Below are 19,831 nucleotides of genomic sequence, written 5' to 3' on the forward strand. Positions count from 1 at the left end.
CTCAGACCGTCGTTTCCGCCGCGAACTGCTCGGCCTCGCCGAACACTTCCCCGAACGCCCGCCGCAGTGCCACGTCCACATCCGTCATGGTCACCGGCAGGCGGAGATCGACCAGGCTGGTGACGCCGTAGCGCGGATCGACCACGCCGCAGGGCACGACGGCGTCGAAATGCGCCAGATCCGGTTCCACATTGATGGCGATGCCGTGGAACGAGACCCAGCGCCGCAGCCGCACGCCGATGGCGGCGATCTTGTCCTCGTATCCCGCGCCCTTGTCGGGACGGGCAACCCAGACCCCGACGCGGTCCTCGCGCCGCTCGCCCTTCACGTTGAAGGCGTCCAGCGTCCGGATAATCAGGTATTCCAGCGCCGCCACATAGGCCCGCACGTCCGGGCGGCGCGCCTTCAGGTCGAGCAGCACATAGGCCACCCGCTGGCCGGGGCCGTGATAGGTCACCTGGCCGCCGCGGCCGGTCTCGAACACCGGATATCGGGCATCCAGCAGGTCGTCCGACTTGCCGGAGGTGCCGGACGTATAGAGCGGGGGGTGTTCCAGCAGCCAGACCAGTTCCGGCGCCGTGCCGTCGGCAATGGCTGCAGCCCGGGCTTCCATCTCCGCCACGGCCTCCGGATAGGGAATCGGGGCATCGGATACCCGCCATTCCACCGGCCGGCCGGGGAGGCCGCGAGAAAACACTGTTAAATCGAGGGTTTGGCGGTCATTAACCATTGGCTAACCATAACATGTTGATCTCGCAGGCACCGCAATCTTGCATCTGTGCGATCCTGCATCTGGGAATTTGAGGCCGACGTGCCAACCCTCGATAAAATTACCGTCGATATCATGGTGGTTCTCGGCACCACGTCTATGCCCGTCCATCAGGTGATGCGGCTGAGCCGCGGCGCCATCATCGAACTGGATGCCACAGAGCAGGACGAGGTCAAAATCCTCGCCAACAACCTGCCTGTCGCGTCAGGCGTGGTGATGGTCGATCGCAACCGGATTGCGGTTGAGGTCAAGCAGATGCTGCCCCGGTCGCCTGACCACAGATAGGTGACCCGAAGAGGCCAAGAGGCCTTGTCTCCCCATCATTGGTTTGTTACATCGGCGCCGGTTGATCCGGCCGGGCGATTTGCCCTCGCCGGATTTCTTTAGCGCTCGTGGCGGAATTGGTAGACGCGCTGCCTTGAGGTGGCAGTCCGTAACAGGGTGGGGGTTCGAGTCCCTCCGAGCGCACCACACCTCAATAAATCCAAGAGTTTGACGGCGGATCTTGCTAAGCGGGTTAAGTTCGCGGCGCCGGGCGGACTGTTGCGTTGCCGCCAGACGCGGGCTCTTGGCTAGCCGCTGCGTGTGCTGTCAGCTGCATTCCCATAGCTCCGATCACGCGGAGGATAGTCGCGAATTCCGGATTTCCGGTCTCGCCGAGCGTTTTGTAGAGCCCCTCGCGGGTAACGCCCGTCGCCTTTGCAACCTCGGCCATACCCTGTGCGCGCGCTACGACATTCAGGGCATCGCGGACTTCGTTGGGATCGCCATCGACGAGAACCAGGCTGAGGTATTCGGCGCGCGGCTCGGGGGTCCGAAGATGCTCGGCAGCGTCGAACTTTTTGAGTTTACTGACTTTCATGTTCAGTCCTCCAATGCTTCCGCCACTTCGATGGCCTTTCGTATGTCTTTGCTCTGCGTCCGCTTGTCGCCGCCGCAAAGCAGAATGACGAGCACTTGGCCGCGCCGGATGTAATAGACGCGATAGCCCGGCCCGTGATCGATCTGGAGTTCCATCACTGGTCCGCCGACTGCTTGGTATCCCCGGGTTGCCCGCGGCGAGACGGTTGATCTTGCGAACGATATGCAGAATGGCGCGCTGGTCTTTCAGAGCAGCTAGCCAGTTGGTGAATTCGGGTGCTTCGCGAATTTCTACCATTCGGGATTGTAATCTGTGGGGTGTAATCAATCGCGCTACGCATCACCGGTAAACACCGGCTGGTCTGCCGGGTCACCGGCAAAGGCGAGACGGAGCAGCTCGATATCGTTCAGTGCCGGTATCATTAGTGAGCTGGCCAGAGAGCTACGGGCCTTACCCGCTCGCTGCCAGCACCAGCGCGCAGATCGCCGCGACGGCGCCGATCAGAAACGCCGTCCCATACCCAAACACGCCCGCCGCATAGCCGACGGCAGGCGCCGTCAGCCCGATCGCCAGGTCGAAGAAGGCGATGAAATTCGCCACCGCGCGGCCGCGCTGTTCGATGGGCACGCGGCGCGTGGCTTCGACACCCATCGACGGGAAGATCAGCGAGAATCCGATGCCGGTGACCAGCGCGCCGAGCAGTGCGAGCATCGGACTCGTGGACAGCCAGATCAGCGCCTGGCCCAGCGCCTCGATGGCCAGCGATGTCATCGCGACGCGCGCGCCGCCGAACTGGTCGGGCAGGTGGCTGCCGACCAGGCGCACGAAGATGAATCCGGTCGAGAAGGCGGCGAGCGCGATGCCTGCGCCGGACCAGCCACGCTCCACATAGGTTAGTGCCAGAAAGCCGGTGATCCCCGCGAAGGGAATGGTGGCGAGGAAGAGCACCGTGCCGGATCGCCAGATCAGTCCGATCACCTTGTAGAATGGCGTGCGTTCGGTGCTGCCCGACACAGGCACGTCCGGGATGGCGTAGGCGATCCCCAGTGCGATCAGTGGCGAGATGGCCGCCAGCACGCCGACGCCGGCAAAGCCGATCGATGCATAGACCGCAAGGCCGATCGGTGCGCCCAATCCAATCGCCGAATACATGGCGATGCCCTGCCACGACATCACGAGACCGGTGCGGTGCGGGCCGAGCCGTCCGATGCACCAGCTCATGGCGCCGGTGATGAACAGGCTTTCGCCGAAGCCGAGCGCGACGCGTCCGATCAGCAGCAGCGTGAGCTTGCCTTCGGCCGGCAGCGGCGCCACGGCCGCCAGCAGATAGAACAGGCCGGCCAGCGCCGACAGCGGCAGGCCGAGCCGGATCGCGTAACGCGCACCGTGATGGTCGCTGAGCGTGCCGGCGCGATGCCGGGTGAGCACCGTCATCACCGACTGGATGCCGATGGCGAAGCCGATCACGCCGGCCGAGAAACCGAGCTGGTCATGGATATAGAGCGAGATCGGCGGCAGCGGCAGGCCGACCGAGAGGAAGCCGAAAAAGACGATCAGCACCTGCTTGATCAGGCTCTTGCGGTCGTCGCGGCTGAGAGGCGCAGGTCTGGACGCAGCTTTGAATTTTGGAGGAGCGTTCTGATTCATGTCGACGTGCTTTCGAGGCGGCCAGCCACATTGGGGCTGTCCGGAGCTGAGCACGTTGAGTGACGTTAACGCTTACGGCGGGGAGACACCCTGCAATGACGGCTGGTTACGGCGAAGCAGGTTCCTCTGTCAAGGTTGTATAGTGCGGGAAGCGCTGCCGCACGGTCGCGCTATCGCACCGTGTCCGAGCGGGACGCTGTGATCTTGCTACCGAAGCCGCCGCAGGCATCATCGCGCCGGGCCGAGCATGCCAGTCGCTCCTCGGCCGGCCGCAGCGCGCTGACTGGCGCGCGCCGTCGTTGACAAAAGTCCGTTGGCGCGTTGCGGATAAATCTCCAGATGCATTGCAGTTGTCATCATCCTTTAGCGCTCGGGTAACGACTTGCCAGTAGCAACGCCGCCGTCCGGCAGCTAGACATGGCCGGTAGCGTCGATCTTCCGGAGCGGACATGAAATATCTGAGCTATGCCTATCGTTTCATCTCCAACTTTGCCTTCCTGGCGCTGGTCTATTTCAGCCTGAATTTCGTCGGCACCTACCAGCAGCGCGCCATCGTGGCGGCGCTGGTGCTGGCCTATGCGGGTATGCGGGCGATCTCGGCGCTGCGCACCTTCATCTTCTTCAAGGCGATCGAGAAGCTCGAACTCGAAGCACGCCGGCTCGGCGGCTTGTCCGGTGAGGGCCCGGCTGCCGTTGCAACACGCAAGATGGTTGTGAAGGACGTGGTCGAGCAGCGCCAGGCCGGCGAGATGAAGTCCTATATCGACCTGCTGTTCCTCGGCATCATCGTGGTGCTGTGCATCGCCAAGATCGTCAGTTGATCCCGGCGCGCTCAGCGCGGGGCGGCAACTGCCGTCGGATGCAGGCCCGGGGGAATGGCGCCGGGGATGGTGCGTCTGGCGGCGCTGGCGTCGATCGAGATCAGTTTCGCAATCGCATCTGAATCGCTGCCGCGGGCAGGCGCCGTCTGTTGAGCGTGATGTGGTAGCTGCACGAGTGCCTTGATCGGCTTGCCGTGACGTTCGGCGAGCTCGAACAGGTCCTGTGCCGGTACCGGCAGCGAGGCACTGCTGGTCATCGCATGCAGCGCCGCGGCGCGCGGCCACGGAGCCTGTTCGGGCGTTGGCACGGCATTGCGTGGCCGGCGCATGCGATCGAAATTCTCGGTTAGCGACAGCATCTGGTCGGAGGCCGAGATCGCCGGCGCGGGCAGCATGTCGTCATGGGCAAAGGCGAATGTCGGCACCTTGTGCCAGCGCGTGACCGCCACGGTCTCCGACACCGGATGCAACTGCCACTGCTGCGGCTCGGTGGGCGTCTTCGGCTTGTCCGGCGTTGCCGCCTCGACATGGACGATGCGATAGCCGCCGGCCTTGAGGTCGCGCAGGATGCCGGGCAGGGCGGCGACGGTGCGCGGCTGGATATCGTGCAGCAACAGGATGCCCTTGCCCTTGGCGGCGATGCGCGAGATCGCGAGGTCATGGACCTTCTGCGACGACACATGGCGCCAGTCGTCGGCGGGGAAATCGGCGCTCCAGGTCTGGATGCCGCGCGAGGCCAGATAGTCCTCGACCACGCTGGCGCGCAGCAGGCCGGGAATGCGGAAGAACGGCGACAGCAGCGCAGGATCGCCGAGCGCCGCGGTGGTGTTGGCGATGCCGTCCTCGATTTCCTGCTGCGCCTTCTCGATCGGCATGCGGTTCATGCTGAGCGGATGGTTCTGGCTGTGGGTGCCGACGGTGTGGCCGAGCGCGATCAGCTTGCGCACGCCTTCGGGATGCTCCTTCGCCATCCGGCCGATGATGAAGAACGTCGCCTTCACGCATTCGGAGGCCAGTATATCGAGGATCGCGTTCGAGTGTTTCGGGATCGGACCGTCGTCGAAGGTCAGCACGACCTCCTTGTCCTGGAGCGGCAGCGTCTCGGCATATTGCATGGTGCCGATCTTGGGGTGCTCGCGGGGATCGACCACGATGGTGCGCGAGGTGCCAAGCGCGCCGGGATTGCCCGGGCACGCCTCGGCCGACAGAGCGCTGGTGGCGGAGGCTGCGGCGGCGGTGAACAGGGTCAGGCCGGTGAGCAGGCTCAGGCACAGAAGGCGTTGTGCCCGGTCAGTCGTCGCCTTGTTCATTGGTCGATCCGTCACTCGCTTTGATGTCGGCTGTGAAGTTACCGGGGCGGCTGTGAACGCAATGTTAATCATGTCGGCCCGCCGACGGTATTTTCCGCATCCTGATGATCGCGCGTTCTACTGGGAACTGGAGCGGGCGGACCCTGCGGCCGGCGGCATGATATGTACGACCCGGTAGCGGTTCTCCCGGAGATAGCGCAGGAAATCGGGCAGCATCGCGGCAGTCTGCGCCTTGGTGTCGTGAAACAGGATGATTCCCCGCCCGGCGGCCTTGAGCCGGCCGGTAATCAGCTCCAGTTGCTGCTGCGGGGTCATGGGATTCCAGTCGCTGGCCCAGAAATCCGCGCCGAACACTGCGATCCGGCGGGATTGCAGCATGTCCAGCAGGGCTGGCGTCGACTCGAAATAGGGAAACCGGAAGAAGGGCGTGGTCGGCACGGTGGTGGCCTTGCCATTCAGCGCCATTTCGTCGGCGCTGATGCCGCGGTCGATCTGTTCGACGGCAGCCGCATTGCTGATCTTCTTGAGGTCGGCATGGGCGAGGGTGTGATGGCCGATGGTGTGGCCCTCGGCGGCCATGCGCTTCACCAGCGCCGCATTGGCCATCGCGCTGTTGCCGATCAGGAAGAAGGTCGCGCGAACACATTCGCGCGACAGCGCCGTGAGAATTTTCGTCGTGGTCGGCGCATTCGGGCCATCGTCGAAGGTCAGCACGACCTCGCGGTCTTCCAGCGGCAGCGTATCCGGAAAGCTCTGCGTTCCGACCCGCGGAGTGGTCTTGGGATCCACGGTGAGAATGCGTGCGGTACCGAGCGTGTCCTTGCGCGGGCAGTCTTCGGCATGGGCGACAACGGTCGATGCAATCAAGGCAACAATGGCGGCCTTCAACACGATCACGACACTTTCCCGGCCGCTGATTTCGCGCACCGCATTTTTCCGATTGCATCAGGCATTGCGCATTGGGTAATGCCTGATGCGAGCTTCCGTTCACAGATGGATTAGCGCATTTCCGACAGGATAGCGCTAGCTCCGTCACCCCCCAAACAAGCAGGCGAGGTGCGGCATGGCCGATGACGTCGATCTCGCCCAATCGGTCGCTCCCGAGGAATTGTCGGCGCTCGACAAGATGCCGATGCGCGATGCCGAAGGCGACATCCGCCCCGAATTTGTCGAGGCGATCTCGCACGCGGTTCAGGTTGCCGATACCGCATTCCTCAAGGAAATCGTCGGCGAGCTGCATGAAGCCGATCTCGGTGACCTGATCGAAGCGCTCGATGCCGACGAGCGCGCGCCCCTGATCGAGCTGACCGGCGCCGATTTCGACTTCTCGGCGCTCAACGAGGTCGACGACACCGTCCGCGAGGAACTGCTCGAGGAACTGGAGCCGGAAACTGTCGCCGAGGGTGTCCGCGAACTCGATTCCGACGATGCCGTCGAACTGCTCGAAGGCGTCGACGAGGAGGTCCAGGACGAGATTCTCGAGAAGCTGCCGCTGTCCGAGCGCGTGGCGCTCGAGCGCAGCCTCACTTACCCGGAAAACTCCGCCGGCCGGCGGATGCAGACCGAATTCATTGCGGTCCCGCCGGACTGGAATGTCGGTCAGGTCATCGACTATATGCGCGAAACGCCGGACCTGCCGGATCGGTTCTACGAGATCTATTCCGTCGGCGCCGATCAGCGCTGGCAGGGCGCAGTGTCGCTGGATGCGCTGCTGCGCGCGCGCCGCCCGGTGCTGCTGGCTGATCTGATCGATGAGGACCGCCGCCGCGTCTCGGTGTTGGACGATCAGGAGGAAGTGGCGCGGATGTTCGGCAAGTACAATCTTGTCGCGGCGCCTGTGGTCGATACCGATGACCGGCTGGTCGGCGTCATCACCATCGACGACGTCGTCGACGTCATCGAGGAGGAGGCCGACGAGGACCTCAAGGCGCTCGGCGGCGTCACGTCGGACGAAGAACTGTCGGACAATTTCTGGACCATCGCCAAGGGCCGCTTTACCTGGCTGTTGATCAATCTCGCCACCGCCTTCATTGCGTCGTCGGTGCTGGGCCTGTTCGAGGACCAGCTGCAGCAGATGGTGGCGCTGGCGGTGCTGGCGCCCATCGTCGCCAGCCAGGGCGGCAATGCCGCAACCCAGACCATGACCGTCGCGGTGCGCGCATTGGCGACGCGGCAGCTCAACCCCAACAACGCCATGCGTATCGTGATCCGCGAAGGCCTTGTCGGCCTGATCAACGGACTGGCCTTTGCCGTGATCACCGGCATCGCCGCCTATGCCTGGTTCAGGACGCCCGGTCTCGGCATCGTCATCGGCCTTGCAATGATCTGCAATCTGATCGCCGGCGCACTCGGTGGCATCCTGATCCCGATGGTGCTCGAACGCGTCAAGGCCGACCCGGCCGTGGCCTCCGGTACATTCGTGACCACCGTGACCGACGTGGTCGGCTTCTTCGCTTTCTTGGGGATCGCGACGCTGTGGTTCGGTCTGAAGTAGTCCGCAGTCCGTATGATGGATAAAGCACAGCGAAACCCATCCTTTTTAGGCAGGATATTTTCAAGGTCGCGCTCGGCGAACTTTCCTTGAAAATTGTTACTTGAGCCATGCGCTCGCGCTGGAGGCGGACCCCGACCGGCGTTAACAGTCCATAGCCTCGCACACCGCAGTTCGCACGAGCAGCTTCTCCTAGATATTCGATCCGGTTTTGTCGCGTACCGCCACAACCCGTTTCAAGCATATCCGTGCATCTTCAAACCGACCCTGCTCTTTATATAGACCTGCAAGATTCATCAGAATCCCCGCAATATCTGGATGGCTCGGACCTAGTGAACTTTCCAACGTGGCGATTGATTTCTTGAACAGAGACTCAGCATCGGCTTTTCGACCTTGGCGCCAATAGAGCACGGCCATAGTGTTCTGAGCCTGTGCGATGTCGGGATGGCTGGAGCCGAAAGCCTTCGCGTTCACCACAATCGACCGTTTAAGCAAGCGCTCCGCATCAGCATAACGCCGTTGATGGAAGTAAGCATCGGCCAGGTTGTTCATCAGCACCGTGGCTTCGGGATCGTCGGGACCTTTCGCCTTCTCCAGTATGGCTAGTCCTCTCTTGAACATTGGCGCGGACTGGGCATAGTTGCCCTGCATGCTGGCGACAGCACCGAGATTGCTCAGCGCAAGGACAATAGACGGATCGTCAGGGCCACGCGATTTTTCGGTGATCAAGATGGACCGTTTAAGGAATATCGTTGCCTCCGCGTATCGCTGCTCTGCGCGGTACAGGTCGCCCAGATTGTTGAGCACCATGGCAATTTCCGCATGATCCGGACCGAGCGTCTTTTCGCGCAAAGCGAGCGACCGCTTGTAAAACGGTTCCGCCACGGCGTATTGGCCTAATTGGTAGTGGATGGTTCCAAGGTCATTCAGCGCCATAGCGGTGTCTGACTCGTTAGAGTTGGGATCCGCCTCGCGAAGGGACAACGCTTTTTGAGCTAACGGCAACGCTTCCAAATATTTGCCCGAACGATAGAACTCTTTCATCTGCATGGTGAGGCTGAAAGCAGTTTCGGTATCTTCCATCGCAAACGAGGGCCCGACAAACGAAAGGGATAGGCCAATTACGGTGAAGGCAGCACAAATCGATGCTCTGAAAGCTAACATTGCAAAATCTCTCGATTGGATTTCAAGCGTTCGCTCTATTTGTGCTTTTCAACGGGAAGAAGTTCAACGAGGCGGGATGCCGGCGTGCGACTTGGCTTTATACGGCCGCAACGTCCCCTTGGTTTTCTCCCATGCGCCCCCGCTTGAGAAAGGCCGTCTTACATTAAGCGTGAGAGTGGTGGTGACGCTTTTATTTTAAGACCGTCTGCGGGGGGGGAGGCCGCGCTCTTAGGCGTTCTTGCCATTGAGCTATCCTAATTTCGGCTCTGAACCTTGTGAGGCAATCAGCGACATATTGAACAATGCTTAAGTATTGCATGGAGGTGCGAAGATGAAGTCGATCGGATTGGTGATCGGGAGAGGGCTGCTTGTGGCTGGTTTGCTGATATCGGCGGGACCGGCGCTGGCGGCGGGGAGTGATGACGGTTTCGCAGCGTTCTGGACGCAATTCAATGCTGCCGTCGGCAAGAGCGACCAGAAGGCCGTATCGCAGATGGTCAAATATCCGATCCTTTACCAAGATCTACGACAAGCGGCTGATTTCCCTGTGATCTGGAAGGGGGCTTTCAAACCGGCGCAGCGGAAGTGTCTTGCCAAGCAGAAGCCCGTCATGGACACCCACGAGGGTAAGGTCAGTTATTCTGCTTTCTGCGGCGAGCTCATCTACAGTTTCGCCAAGGATGATGCCGGCTAGAAAATGACGGATTTCGCTGTAAACGATTGATAGGACTAGCCTAGGCACCGACCGGCCTCAGCGGGTCTCGGCCAGCCCCTTGTTCGTCAGCATCGCGTCAACGGCGATCGGCGGTGGCTTCTCGGCCACGCTAAACCATTCCATCAATCTCACTCCATGACGGCCGAAGCCCTAGCCTTCAGGGCCGCGGCGCAAGTGGAGTCGACGCGATGTCGGCCGACGACTGTTTCCATCGCTCATAGAGCGCGGGGAGTTCTGCCGATCGTCGCATTGTGGGACGGGCACGAAGTGCCGCTCGTACCGGATAGGCCCGTGGTGCGTGAGCCGGTCGTCGTGCGAGGCTTCGGCCTTCTCAATTGCCCTTTGCGTCCGTCGTGTCATCTTGCTGCGCAGGCCCTGCGTCCAGATAAGCCTCTATCTGCTTTACCAGTTTCGACGGGAGCGGAACGTAGTTGAGTGCTTCCGCGTGGGCCTGTCCGTGTTCCAATGCCCAACGTAGAAATGCCAGCGCGCTGGTCTCGCTCTTTGACCACGCCGGTTTCCTGGGCATGAGCACATAGGTGGTCGCCGCGATCGGATAGGCGTCTGCGCCGGGGGCATCTGCGAGAATCACCGCGAAGTCTTCAGCGGCTTTCCAATCGGCGTTCTCGGCCGCGGCACGAAACGAGGCCACCGTCGGCATGGCGAAGTGACCGGATCCGTTTTGCACCGACCCAAATGATATTCGGTCGAATTTCTGGAGCGCATACGAATATTCGAGATAGCCGATCGCGCCTGGCACCATGGCGACCAGCGAAGCGACGCCATTGTTGCCTTTGCCGCCAAGTCCGAGCGGCCAGTCCACCGAATTGCCTTGCCCGACCTTCGTGTTCCAATCCGTGCTGATTTTTGACAGGTAGTTTGTCCAGTTGAAGGTCGTACCCGACCCGTCCAGACGATGCACCACGGTGATCGGCAAATTCGGCAGAACCAGTTCCGCGTTGATCGAACGAATGCCCGGATGGTCCCATCGCCGGATCTTCCCTAGGAAGATGTCCGCCAGAACAGGTCCCGTGAAACGCATCTGCCCGGGCAATATACCCTGAACGTTGACGACCGGGACCACGCCACCAATGGCGAGAGGGAACTGAAGCATATTGAGCTTCTTCAGTTCCGCGCGGCTCAATGGTCGATCGGTCGTGCCGAAATCGACGGCGGCTTTCTTGATCATGTCCACGCCGATGCTGGAGCCGACCGGTTGATAGCTGACGCGATCGCCGCTGACCGCTTTGTATGCGGCGCTCCACTTCTCGATGATCGGGGCAGCGAATGTCGAGCCCGCGCCGCTGGCTTCCGCCGCCGGTGAAGTGCCTGGGGAGAGGAGTTGAAGAAGCAGAGGAGCCAGCGCGATATATCTGCACATTTTAATTTCCCCATGTGCGGGTCGGGCGCAAGATATCGGAACCCGTTCTTCGCGCACGAGCCTCGCGGACTCCCGCAGCGGCGGAAGCCTGCCGATGAAACATGTGTCCATCGGCGGGATGATAGGTTCAAAGCGTGCTCTCGATTTGCAGAACGTCGTGTTCTGCGGAGGTTCGCTCCCGGCCAACTGACTGTCGTATTCTTCAAGCGCGGGGCAGTCATCGTAGATTGGCAAGCAAGGGCTGAACGTTGTGTTGCCTGCGCGACGCCGCGCTCATGTCTCCTTCTGGTGCAAAGCGGTCGGCCTTACTCTGGATGCGGTCTTACCCCTGATGATGCATAGGGGGCTGCTCAGTCTTGAAATTTCGGCATCCGGAAATCAAGAGCGCTGTTCCGTGCCCTCTTGAATGGGATACCCCTCATGCTCACAAAGCGGTGCACTCGGGGTGATTTTCCTGTAAGCGCTCGCTTCACACGTTCTCCGTGGCCGACGTGACGAATGAACATAACAGGAGGAATACATGCCGGCTCTGCCGCTCTCGGGCATCAAGGTTATCGATATGACGCGGGTGCTTGCCGGCCCGATCGCGGGTCAGATGCTTGGCGATTTCGGCGCCGAAGTCATCAAGATCGAACGCCCTGGAACCGGCGACGATTCCCGCGCATTCGGCCCTCCTTATCTGAACGACCCGGACGGCAGCAGGCGAGACAACTCCTTCTATCTTTGCGCCAATCGCAACAAGAAATCGGTCACGGTCAATGTGGCCAAGCCTGAAGGCCAGGAGATCATTCGCGAACTCGTCAAGACCGCCGACGTGTTGTTGGAAAACTACAAGGTCGGCGACCTCAAGCGTTATGGCCTCGACTACGACGCGATCAAAGCCATCAACCCGCGCATCGTTTACTGCTCGGTGACGGGCTTCGGACAAAGCGGTCCCTACGCCACACGCGCCGGCTATGATGCGATCCTGCAGGCGATGGGTGGTCTCATGAGCGTGACGGGCCATCTCGATGGCGAGCCGGGTGAGGGCCCCATGAAGGTCGGTCCCTCGATCGTGGACTATATGACCGGCTTGAATGCCACCATCGGCGTGATGTCGGCGCTCTATCATCGCGATGCCGGCGGCGGCGAGGGGCAGCAAATCGATGCTTGTCTGTTCGATACGGTGATCGCCTCCCTTTCACATTGGCTCCAACCCTATCTCATCAGCGGAAAAGTCCCGCCGCGGCGCGGAACCTGGGGCAATGGCGGCATGCCTGCCGGTGTCTTCCGTTGCACCGATGGCGAGTTGATGCTCGTGAATGGCAATGACGGCCAGTTCCAGCGGACATGCGAAGTGCTCGGAGAGCCGGACCTGGCCAAGGATCCGCGCTTCCTGAAGAACAACGATCGTGTCCAGCATGGCAAGGAGATCATGGCCATCTTCGCCGGTCTTTTCCTGAAGCAGCCCGTCGCCTACTGGCTGGAACGTCTGGAGGCCGTCGGCGTGCCGTCAGGCCCGATCAACGACTTCGACCAGGTTTTCGCGGACCCTCATGTGAAATCCCGCGGTATGCGCGTGAGCTCGAACCATCCCTTCGAGCCGGCGCTTTCGCTCGTACGAAATCCGCTGATGTTTTCGGGCACGCCGATCACCGAATATCACGCGCCGCCACTTCTCGGCTCCAACACGGACGAAATCCTGTCCACCATCGGCTACGACGGCGAGCGGATCGCCGCGCTGAGGACGAAGGGCATCGTCTAGGCCGGTCGGGGCAGGCGATCGATGGCGTCACACTTGTATTCGCTCTCATCTCCGACCGGCCGCAAGTCGGTCGGAGAGCCAATTAAACTTTAGCTGTTCGCTCGCGCGTTCATGCTTAACGTTCGGCCATCGGATAGCCACGAACACACCGCGGCTGGTAGTCCTCCGACGAGCCCAACCATCAAGATTGGCCATAAGTCGTTTGATCCTCCCCACATGAAAAGCATGATCAAGACTGCAGGGAGTGCTGCCGTCACCGCCGTTCCCATAACTCGGAGTGGCTTTGCAGAAAGCATCCAATCGACCCAAGCCAGCAGCAAGGCCGGGATAACCGCGATTGCGTAGGACTCAACCATCCAATCGAGAAGATTCTTAAACCCATCAGGCGCCGTGAATACGACCAACGCAAGAGGCGGAAAGAGAGCCGGGAAAATCAGAAAGCGTTTCATGCCACCTTCGTCAGTCTTCGTGGCGATCTTGTTCAATTTTGAAGTCTCATAGTGTTGCCAGCGGCGTAGCCGGCGGGTGCCCAAACCGGTCCTGCCGTCGTTATCCGTCAACGTAGCAGCGTGCTCAACGCAACAATTGCAGCACCAAGGCCGGGCTTGCGGCGACAATGGCACTCAAAGCGAAGCCGACAGAGCTTAGGGCAAGAGCGCCAACAAATCCGTGCTGCTGCCAGCCATAAGGAGCACTGAAAATGTGGCCGCTCCAACTACAGATATCGTCCATACAACTTGAATTGCGATCTTCAGAGTCGCCACCTCGGCGCTCCTATTCCACATTCAGATGAACCAATGCTGGGCCTTCGATGACCAAAGTTGCATGCGTCACTTATTGTCTGAAAATCTCGTGAGCCAGGCCAAGGCATATTCAAAGGCATTGATTGAAGAGAGCGTAGCGAAAGCCGCGTACCCGCTCGTTTCGCTTTCCCACTCGACGTCCGGCCCTTCCGCCACACCCGCCGGTGTACCGGCTCGCGGGGCTTCATTTGCTCACAGTGGTATTGCGTTCCATATTTTCGATGCGCCGAACGGAGATCTCAAATGAAGCTCAAATTTTCCGCCGCGCTGCTCGCCGCAAGCCTCCCGCTCTCATCGATAGCTTTCGCCCAGGGCACCGCGCCCGCCGACGTTGCAGTGATCAATGCTTGCCTGAAGACCGCGGAAGAAACCGGCGGTTTCGGCGGCGCGTGTGTCGGGCTCGTCGCCGACCCGTGCATCAAAAAGGCGGAGGGCGTGAATGACGATGTCGCCAAATGGAAAGCCTGCGCGGCGCGCGAACTCGCCATTTGGACGCAGAAAACCAATGAGGCGCTAAAGAAGGTTGAGGCCGGCGGGTTCGCCGACAAGATCAAGGCGGTCAAGGACGCGCAGACAACCTTCGTCGCGTCGCGTGATCGCTTCTGCGCGGTCTTCGACAAAGTCGAGCCCGGCATGTACCGGGGCGACGCGAACTACTGCCGCCTGCGCGAGACCGCGAACCGCGCGCTGAGCTTGATCAAGCTCGGCGCTGCGGTCAACGAGCACTGAGACCTCTTAGTCCCACTCTCAATTGTCTCTCGCATGGGCGTATCGTCGATGTGGGGGCAGAGCGCGAGAGCTTTCCGCTGTTTTTGCAAACGACGTGACAGCCCTTCGAACAAAACCTGAAGTATTCCTCTTTCGTCACGATTTTATTTGGTTCGCGACCATCCTTGTTAAACGAGAGATGCTATTGCAGATGCGCTCAATTTCTAATGTAAGCCAATACAGAGTTGATGGTCGAAAGTCGCTCTTCTTGCTCCTGCTTTTATTTGCGATCCCCTCGGATGACTGCTCCGCGCAGACACCGCCGCCCCCAATCAACGAACGTGCGTTCGAGCGCGTGCCGCCGACAGTCGTAACGAGGTTGGCGACCCGCTTTTCGCTAGGCTCATTTGCGGGCCGCTTCGAGGAGACGCGGCTCAACGCGGTTCGCGAAGCCCTGGGCGAAGGGACCATCCAACACCGAGGCGACGCTGGAGATAGTATCTATTGGCTGTGTTATCGGCGCGCGCAGCATCGATTGTGGGTCGTGTCCGGCGGGGAGATAGGCGGCCCGGATCATCTCGTCACGGAAATCGTTGAAGAGCTCACCGAGAAAGACGCCGGGGCTTCGACCGATTGTGGCATTATCCCGGAAAAATTCTCGCCCGTCGTCTTCGACGGCAAGCTGCATTTAGGTATGTCGCGTCAGGAGGTAATCACGGCGTTGGGACCGCCGTCGAAGTCGGAAGCTGCTCAGATCGTGTATTCGCACGAGGGAAAGCTCGCAGACGGTTTCGATGAGACCGCTTGGCTCATTCTCCGATTTCGTGAAAACAAGCTTGTGTCCATGCGCGGCGGCAAGACCACAACGAATTGAAATGGCTGCGAGCAGCGTTCGCGCTTTGCGACGGATGGGAGCGAGCCATGCCCGCTCCCGCACGACCTGCATCACATACCCGAGCCGAATGCCTATCGATGCCCGGATGGCGGCTCATGGTTCAAAGCGGCCTCGCTCGCCGAAGCATGTTTCACGCGGTTTCAGCAACAGGGTGCCCGGCCATCGCGCATCTCTTGGGGCCGACGATCGCCAACACCGGGATCGCCGGCTCACTTGTCTTCACGGCTCCTTAACTGCAATCGACGACCATCACGCGCAATGAGGTCGAACATGCGCTTGCGGTTGAAGGCTGACGGACGGATCGTCGAATTGCGGGACGGGCACGAGGTGCCGCTGGTTCCCGATATGCCTGTCGTGCCGGAGCCGGTCGCGGTGCGACCCGGCGAAGCCGAAGTGCGCGATCTGCGCCGCCGTGCGCAGCTGACCCAGATGGAATTTGCCGCGCGTCTCAGCGTTCCCGTCGAGACGATCCGCAATTGGGAGCAGGGCAAGCGCATGCCGCGCGGTCCGGCCCGTGCCTTGCTGGCGGTGATCGCACATGCACCGGACACGGTGTTCGCGGCGCTCGCGCCGGTTGCCGCGGACGCCTGAACGATCACTGTGGATCATCGCCTGCGCTGACGCGCCGGCGATGTCCGGGAAAAGCTTGTCGGCGTTCGTATCGTTCCTCTGTCAGAGGAGAAGATGATGCAGTTCGTGGAAGCAAACGGCGCCCGCATCCCGGCCATTGGCCTCGGGACATGGGAACTGCGTGGCCGCGCTTGTGCACGCACCGTCGAACAGGCGATCCGGCTCGGCTATCGCCACATCGACACCGCACAGGTCTATGAAAACGAGCGCGATGTCGGCGAGGGCATCCACGCGTCGCACATTCGCCGTAACGAGATGTTCGTGACGACCAAGGTCTGGACCACGCATTTCGCGCCTCACAATCTCGAACGCTCCGTGAAGGAGAGCCTGACCAGGCTGCGGATGACCGAGGTCGATCTGCTGTTGCTGCACTGGCCGAACCCGCAGGTGCCGCTGGAGGAAACGCTCGGCGCGCTGGCGCATGCCAAGCAGATGGGCCTGACCAGACATATAGGCCTGTCGAATTTCACCGTGGCGCTGATCGAACAGGCGGTCGCCGGATGTCCCGAACCGCTGGTCTGCGATCAGGTCGAGTATCATCCCTATCTCGACCAGGTGAAGGTGCAGGGCGCCTGCCGGCAGAATGGTCTGGCCATGGTCGCCTACAGCCCCATCGCCCAGGGCAATGTTCGCGGCGATGAAACGCTTGCCGAGATCGGCAAGGCACATGGCAAGAGTGCAGCACAGGTTTGCCTGCGCTGGCTGGTCCAGCAGGGCGCGGTGGCGATCCCGCGCACCTCCAAGGTCGAGCGTCTGTCGGAGAATATCGATGTGTTCGATTTCATGCTGTCCGAAAACGAGATGTCCCGGATTTCGCATCTGGCGCATCCGAAGGGGCGGCTGACCGACTACGGCTTCGCGCCGAAATGGGATTGATCCATAAGGCCAGCCGGCATTTGCCGCATTGATCTTGTGGGCAGGATGGCTCATGCAGTGACACCGTCCGGCAAGCCAAGGGCCTCATGTTTTTCACGTTCTCCAAGATGCTCGGCTTCTTCACGGAGCCGTCCAATGCGATCGCCATCATCTGCGTGGTCGGCATTGTGCTGGTGCTGCTGCAGCGCCAGCGTGTCGGAACATTGCTGGTGACCTTTGGCATCCTGTTGCTGCTGCTGTTCGGCTATTCGCCTGTTGGCAATGTGCTGATGCTGTCGCTGACCGAGCGTTTTCCGAAATGGCAGGACGATGGCCGTGCACCCGACGGGATCATCGTGCTTGGCGGCGCCATCGATTCGGATTCGTCCGCGGCACGCGGCTCGCTGGAGATCAATTCGGCCGGCGAGCGGATAACGGCGATGCTGGAGCTGGCGCGCCGCTATCCGCAGGCGCGTATCGTCTTCACCGGCGGCGCCGGCAGCCTGATTGAAAAGTCGCTGTCCGAAGCGCCCGTTGCCGGCGAGCTGCTGCAGCGTTTCGGCGTGGCCCCCGAACGCGTCACGCTCGAAACCGCTTCCCGCACCACCGACGAAAATGCCGCCTTCACCGCAGGCCTGGTGTCGCCGAAGCCCGGCGAGCGCTGGCTGCTGGTGACGTCCGCCTGGCATATGCCGCGCGCGATCGGCGCGTTCCGCAGGGTCGGCTTCGATGTCGAGGCCTATCCGGTGGACTGGCGCACGCGCGGCTGGATCGATGCCACCGAGACCTTCGATTCCGCCAGCGCCGGCCTTGGCCGGAGCGATATCGCGGTTCACGAATGGGTAGGGCTGATCACCTATTGGCTCGCCGGCCGCAGCAGCGAGTTGCTGCCGGGGCCGAAGAAGCGGTGATGCGTCACTCCGCCTTCGGCAGCCCCAGCCGATATACGCCGCGGAAGTCGTTTGGATCTTCGACCGGCTTGCCCTTGCGATAGATCACGAGGCGGTCGGCGAGCGCTAGCGTCACGGCGGCGCGGCGGATCGGCATCAGCAGCGCGTGCCAGTCGCCCTCCGGCTCGATCACATGCGCAATCTCAGGCGGGCTCAGCGTGCCCGCGCCGTTGCGGGTGAGCGCGTCGAGGATCGCCTCGTCGAGCGGCAAGGGCTTCGGTTTCGGGGCCAGCTTGGCGGCTGACGGCTTCGGGGTCTTCGAACTGGGTTTGGACATCCCTTGCCATGACCGATCAGGCAGCACGACGCAAGCTGTGGCATGGCGGTCATGGCGCGGGGGAGGGCACGACGCTATGATCGGGCCAGTCGGCGTATAGAAGTCTCATTAGCCCCATGGAACCAAGGCACCTCATCCGCGCAGCGATTGCCGTCTCGGTGGTCGGCCACCTCGCTTTGGCGGCCGGGGTCTATTTCGCCGATGCACGTCCGATGGAGCAGCACGAGGAGAGCGTTGCCGTCGATCTGGTGACGCCGCAGCAGCTCGCAGAGGCCGAAAAGAAGGCCGAGGAGACGCCGCCGGAGCCCGAGAAAAAGCCAGAGAAGAAGCCGGAGCCGGAATTTCGGCTGCCTGATTTGACCAACAAGCCGACCCTGGAAGAGCAGAAGACACAGGCCGTCGCCGCCAAACCGCAGTCATCGGCGCAGAACACCCCGCCGCAGCCGCAGAAGACATCGCCCCAGCAACCCGCACCGTCACCGCAGCAACAGGCCGCCCAGCAACCGCCGCCGCCTCAGCAGCAAGCCCAGCAACAGCCGCAGGCCACACCCGCAACGCCGCCTCCGTCAGCGCCTCCCGCTACGCAGCCGCCGTTGCAACAGCAGGCTGCGCTGCAGGCTCAGCCGCCGGCGCCGCAACCCGGCCCGCAGCAGGCGCCGCCACAGCCCGAGGCCGATATCACCGTGAAATACGGCGTCATGCTAGGCTTGCCTGAAGGCTTCGGCGGCGGCGCCGCGTCAGAGCAGGCGGACCTGTCCAAGCTGGATATCGCCGCTTTCCGGCGGCATCTCAAAACCTGTTCGAAACTGCCCACCACCGTCGCGCGCGGCGATGACGCCAAGGTCAAGCTGCGCGCGGTGTTCTCGCCGGACGGCCGGCTGGTCGCGGAGCCCACGGTGATCGAGGTCCGGCGGCCGGCCAAGGCCGCGCTCTTGATGCAGGCGGCCAAGCAGGCGCTGGAAGCCTGCCAGCCCTATGCGATGCTGCCGGCCGACAAATACGACGAGTGGAAAGTGCTCGATCTCGATTTTACGCCGCAGGATTTCGCGGGGTAACCCTTATTTCGGCATCGGGCGCCATGGCCTGCCAGGCATTGGAAGCGAACTGCCGGCGCCAGGTCACGATCACCACGGCAGCCGTCGAGACCAGAAACACCCAGGGGCTGACGAACCAGCCGAGATAGCCGAGCGCGAAGAAGAAGGCGCGCTGCCCACGGTTGAAGTGCCGGGCCGCCGCGCCAAACATCCGCGTGGTGCGCACCACATGCGCTTCGGCCTCCGGCGTGTCGCGCTTCGAGGCCAGCGGCATCGCACCGATCAGGATCGCGACGTAGTTGAACAGCCGGTATGACCAGGCGAATTTGAAGAACGCGTAGACGAAAATCAGAATCAGCCCGAAGCACTTGATCTCCCACATGCCGGGCGTGGTGTTGAAGCCGAGCGGCAGGTTCTGCATCATCGGCATCACTTCGTTGGTGGCGCGCAGCAGGGCCAGCGAGCCACCGATGGCGATTAGCGTGGTCGATGCAAACCACGCGGTACCGTTCTGCAGCGAGGTCATGATGTGGGTATCGACGATGCGCGCCTCGCGCTCCAGCAGGCGGCGCATCCAGACCTCACGATAGGTGTGCATGCGTGCCGACAGGCTGTCGCGGCCGTATTTGGTGTGCTCCAGCGTGATCGCATAGGTCGTCCACTCCAGGATGAAGAAGCCCAGCGCGAAGACGTCGACCCAGGAATAGTTGATCATGAAGCACCTATTGTATCAGTTGGCACTTCTGACACGCATGCCGTGATGCAGCAACAAGCC

General features: G+C 61.6%; 22 protein-coding genes and 1 tRNA gene. 12 read left to right on the forward strand and 11 right to left on the reverse strand.

All coding sequences use genetic code 11. From position 1 onward, the window contains the following. Position 1: 1 nt before the first annotated feature. The gene (lipB, locus tag AB8B20_RS00710; RefSeq protein WP_439071333.1) at positions 2–730 is read right to left on the reverse strand and encodes a lipoyl(octanoyl) transferase LipB; all 729 of its coding nucleotides are present in this window, start codon (positions 728–730) and stop codon (positions 2–4) included. Positions 731–811: 81 nt separating this feature from the next. On the opposite strand from lipB, the gene AB8B20_RS00715 reads away from it, so the two are divergent. Further along, a complete protein-coding gene (locus AB8B20_RS00715) occupies positions 812–1,054 on the forward strand; it encodes a FliM/FliN family flagellar motor switch protein (RefSeq protein WP_068730739.1) in 243 nt (80 codons plus the stop codon). A gap of 101 nt (positions 1,055–1,155) precedes the next feature. Then, positions 1,156–1,240: transfer RNA gene (locus AB8B20_RS00720), tRNA-Leu, on the forward strand. A 46-nt stretch (positions 1,241–1,286) separates the two neighbouring features. Here AB8B20_RS00720 and AB8B20_RS00725 read toward each other — a convergent pair. From AB8B20_RS00725 to AB8B20_RS00735, 3 genes are all read right to left on the reverse strand, one after another. Further along, complete coding sequence (locus AB8B20_RS00725; protein ID WP_439071335.1) at positions 1,287–1,631, reverse strand: addiction module antidote protein; 345 nt, start codon at positions 1,629–1,631, stop codon at positions 1,287–1,289. A 2-nt stretch (positions 1,632–1,633) separates the two neighbouring features. Then, on the reverse strand, positions 1,634–1,786 hold the full coding sequence (locus AB8B20_RS00730; RefSeq protein ID WP_439071337.1) for a type II toxin-antitoxin system RelE/ParE family toxin: 153 nt from the start codon (positions 1,784–1,786) through the stop codon (positions 1,634–1,636). A 295-nt stretch (positions 1,787–2,081) separates the two neighbouring features. Continuing rightward, on the reverse strand, positions 2,082–3,278 hold the full coding sequence (locus AB8B20_RS00735; RefSeq protein ID WP_439071339.1) for an MFS transporter: 1,197 nt from the start codon (positions 3,276–3,278) through the stop codon (positions 2,082–2,084). A gap of 449 nt (positions 3,279–3,727) precedes the next feature. On the opposite strand from AB8B20_RS00735, the gene AB8B20_RS00740 reads away from it, so the two are divergent. Beyond that, a complete protein-coding gene (locus AB8B20_RS00740) occupies positions 3,728–4,099 on the forward strand; it encodes a hypothetical protein (protein ID WP_092151266.1) in 372 nt (123 codons plus the stop codon). 11 nt (positions 4,100–4,110) lie between these two features. On the opposite strand, the gene AB8B20_RS00745 is transcribed toward AB8B20_RS00740, so the two are convergent. Next, entirely contained in the window at positions 4,111–5,409 is a 1,299-nt protein-coding gene (locus AB8B20_RS00745; protein WP_439071341.1) for a polysaccharide deacetylase family protein, read from the reverse strand. Between the two features lie 117 nt (positions 5,410–5,526). Then, entirely contained in the window at positions 5,527–6,336 is an 810-nt protein-coding gene (locus AB8B20_RS00750; protein ID WP_439071343.1) for a polysaccharide deacetylase family protein, read from the reverse strand. A gap of 136 nt (positions 6,337–6,472) precedes the next feature. On the opposite strand from AB8B20_RS00750, the gene mgtE reads away from it, so the two are divergent. Further along, on the forward strand, positions 6,473–7,903 hold the full coding sequence (gene mgtE / locus AB8B20_RS00755; protein ID WP_439071345.1) for a magnesium transporter: 1,431 nt from the start codon (positions 6,473–6,475) through the stop codon (positions 7,901–7,903). Between the two features lie 189 nt (positions 7,904–8,092). On the opposite strand, the gene AB8B20_RS00760 is transcribed toward mgtE, so the two are convergent. Next, the gene (locus AB8B20_RS00760; protein ID WP_244558524.1) at positions 8,093–8,983 is read right to left on the reverse strand and encodes a tetratricopeptide repeat protein; all 891 of its coding nucleotides are present in this window, start codon (positions 8,981–8,983) and stop codon (positions 8,093–8,095) included. Between the two features lie 412 nt (positions 8,984–9,395). Here AB8B20_RS00760 and AB8B20_RS00765 point away from each other — a divergent pair, with 412 nt between their 5' ends. Further along, complete coding sequence (locus AB8B20_RS00765) at positions 9,396–9,758, forward strand: hypothetical protein (RefSeq protein ID WP_439071347.1); 363 nt, start codon at positions 9,396–9,398, stop codon at positions 9,756–9,758. A 352-nt stretch (positions 9,759–10,110) separates the two neighbouring features. Here the strand turns inward: AB8B20_RS00765 and pstS are convergent, their stop codons facing one another. Further along, positions 10,111–11,394, reverse strand: coding sequence for a phosphate ABC transporter substrate-binding protein PstS (pstS, locus tag AB8B20_RS00770; RefSeq protein ID WP_441253317.1), 1,284 nt, complete (start codon positions 11,392–11,394; stop codon positions 10,111–10,113). A gap of 286 nt (positions 11,395–11,680) precedes the next feature. Between pstS and AB8B20_RS00775 the strand changes: the two genes are divergently transcribed. Next, positions 11,681–12,904: a CaiB/BaiF CoA transferase family protein gene (locus AB8B20_RS00775; RefSeq protein WP_439071351.1), complete on the forward strand. Its 1,224-nt coding sequence runs from the start codon at positions 11,681–11,683 to the stop codon at positions 12,902–12,904. Positions 12,905–12,993: 89 nt separating this feature from the next. Here AB8B20_RS00775 and AB8B20_RS00780 read toward each other — a convergent pair whose 3' ends face one another. Next, on the reverse strand, positions 12,994–13,389 hold the full coding sequence (locus AB8B20_RS00780; RefSeq protein ID WP_089267240.1) for a hypothetical protein: 396 nt from the start codon (positions 13,387–13,389) through the stop codon (positions 12,994–12,996). A gap of 561 nt (positions 13,390–13,950) precedes the next feature. Between AB8B20_RS00780 and AB8B20_RS00785 the strand changes: the two genes are divergently transcribed. The 5 genes from AB8B20_RS00785 (at position 13,951) to AB8B20_RS00805 (ending at position 17,706) form a co-directional block, all read left to right on the forward strand. Further along, positions 13,951–14,436 carry a lysozyme inhibitor LprI family protein gene (locus AB8B20_RS00785; RefSeq protein ID WP_439071352.1) on the forward strand — a complete coding sequence of 162 codons (486 nt, stop codon included), beginning with the start codon at positions 13,951–13,953 and terminating at the stop codon, positions 14,434–14,436. 94 nt (positions 14,437–14,530) lie between these two features. Further along, positions 14,531–15,289, forward strand: a complete 759-nt coding sequence (locus AB8B20_RS00790) for a hypothetical protein (protein ID WP_439071353.1) — start codon at positions 14,531–14,533, stop codon at positions 15,287–15,289. 279 nt (positions 15,290–15,568) lie between these two features. Continuing rightward, positions 15,569–15,901: a helix-turn-helix domain-containing protein gene (locus AB8B20_RS00795; protein WP_439071354.1), complete on the forward strand. Its 333-nt coding sequence runs from the start codon at positions 15,569–15,571 to the stop codon at positions 15,899–15,901. A gap of 96 nt (positions 15,902–15,997) precedes the next feature. After that, positions 15,998–16,816: an aldo/keto reductase gene (locus AB8B20_RS00800; RefSeq protein ID WP_439071355.1), complete on the forward strand. Its 819-nt coding sequence runs from the start codon at positions 15,998–16,000 to the stop codon at positions 16,814–16,816. Positions 16,817–16,902: 86 nt separating this feature from the next. Beyond that, positions 16,903–17,706, forward strand: coding sequence for a YdcF family protein (locus tag AB8B20_RS00805; RefSeq protein ID WP_439071356.1), 804 nt, complete (start codon positions 16,903–16,905; stop codon positions 17,704–17,706). Between the two features lie 4 nt (positions 17,707–17,710). Here the strand turns inward: AB8B20_RS00805 and AB8B20_RS00810 are convergent, their stop codons facing one another. Continuing rightward, positions 17,711–18,022 carry a DUF3253 domain-containing protein gene (locus AB8B20_RS00810; RefSeq protein WP_439071357.1) on the reverse strand — a complete coding sequence of 104 codons (312 nt, stop codon included), beginning with the start codon at positions 18,020–18,022 and terminating at the stop codon, positions 17,711–17,713. Between the two features lie 116 nt (positions 18,023–18,138). Between AB8B20_RS00810 and AB8B20_RS00815 the strand changes: the two genes are divergently transcribed. Beyond that, positions 18,139–19,077 carry a hypothetical protein gene (locus AB8B20_RS00815; protein WP_439071358.1) on the forward strand — a complete coding sequence of 313 codons (939 nt, stop codon included), beginning with the start codon at positions 18,139–18,141 and terminating at the stop codon, positions 19,075–19,077. On the opposite strand, the gene AB8B20_RS00820 is transcribed toward AB8B20_RS00815, so the two are convergent. After that, entirely contained in the window at positions 19,052–19,768 is a 717-nt protein-coding gene (locus AB8B20_RS00820; RefSeq protein WP_439064611.1) for a DUF599 domain-containing protein, read from the reverse strand. The genes AB8B20_RS00815 and AB8B20_RS00820 overlap by 26 nt on opposite strands. Positions 19,769–19,831 lie beyond the last annotated feature (63 nt).

The sequence above is a fragment of the Tardiphaga sp. 866_E4_N1_4 genome (assembly GCF_052076075.1).
GTDB classification, from domain to species: Bacteria; Pseudomonadota; Alphaproteobacteria; order Rhizobiales; family Xanthobacteraceae; genus Tardiphaga; species Tardiphaga robiniae.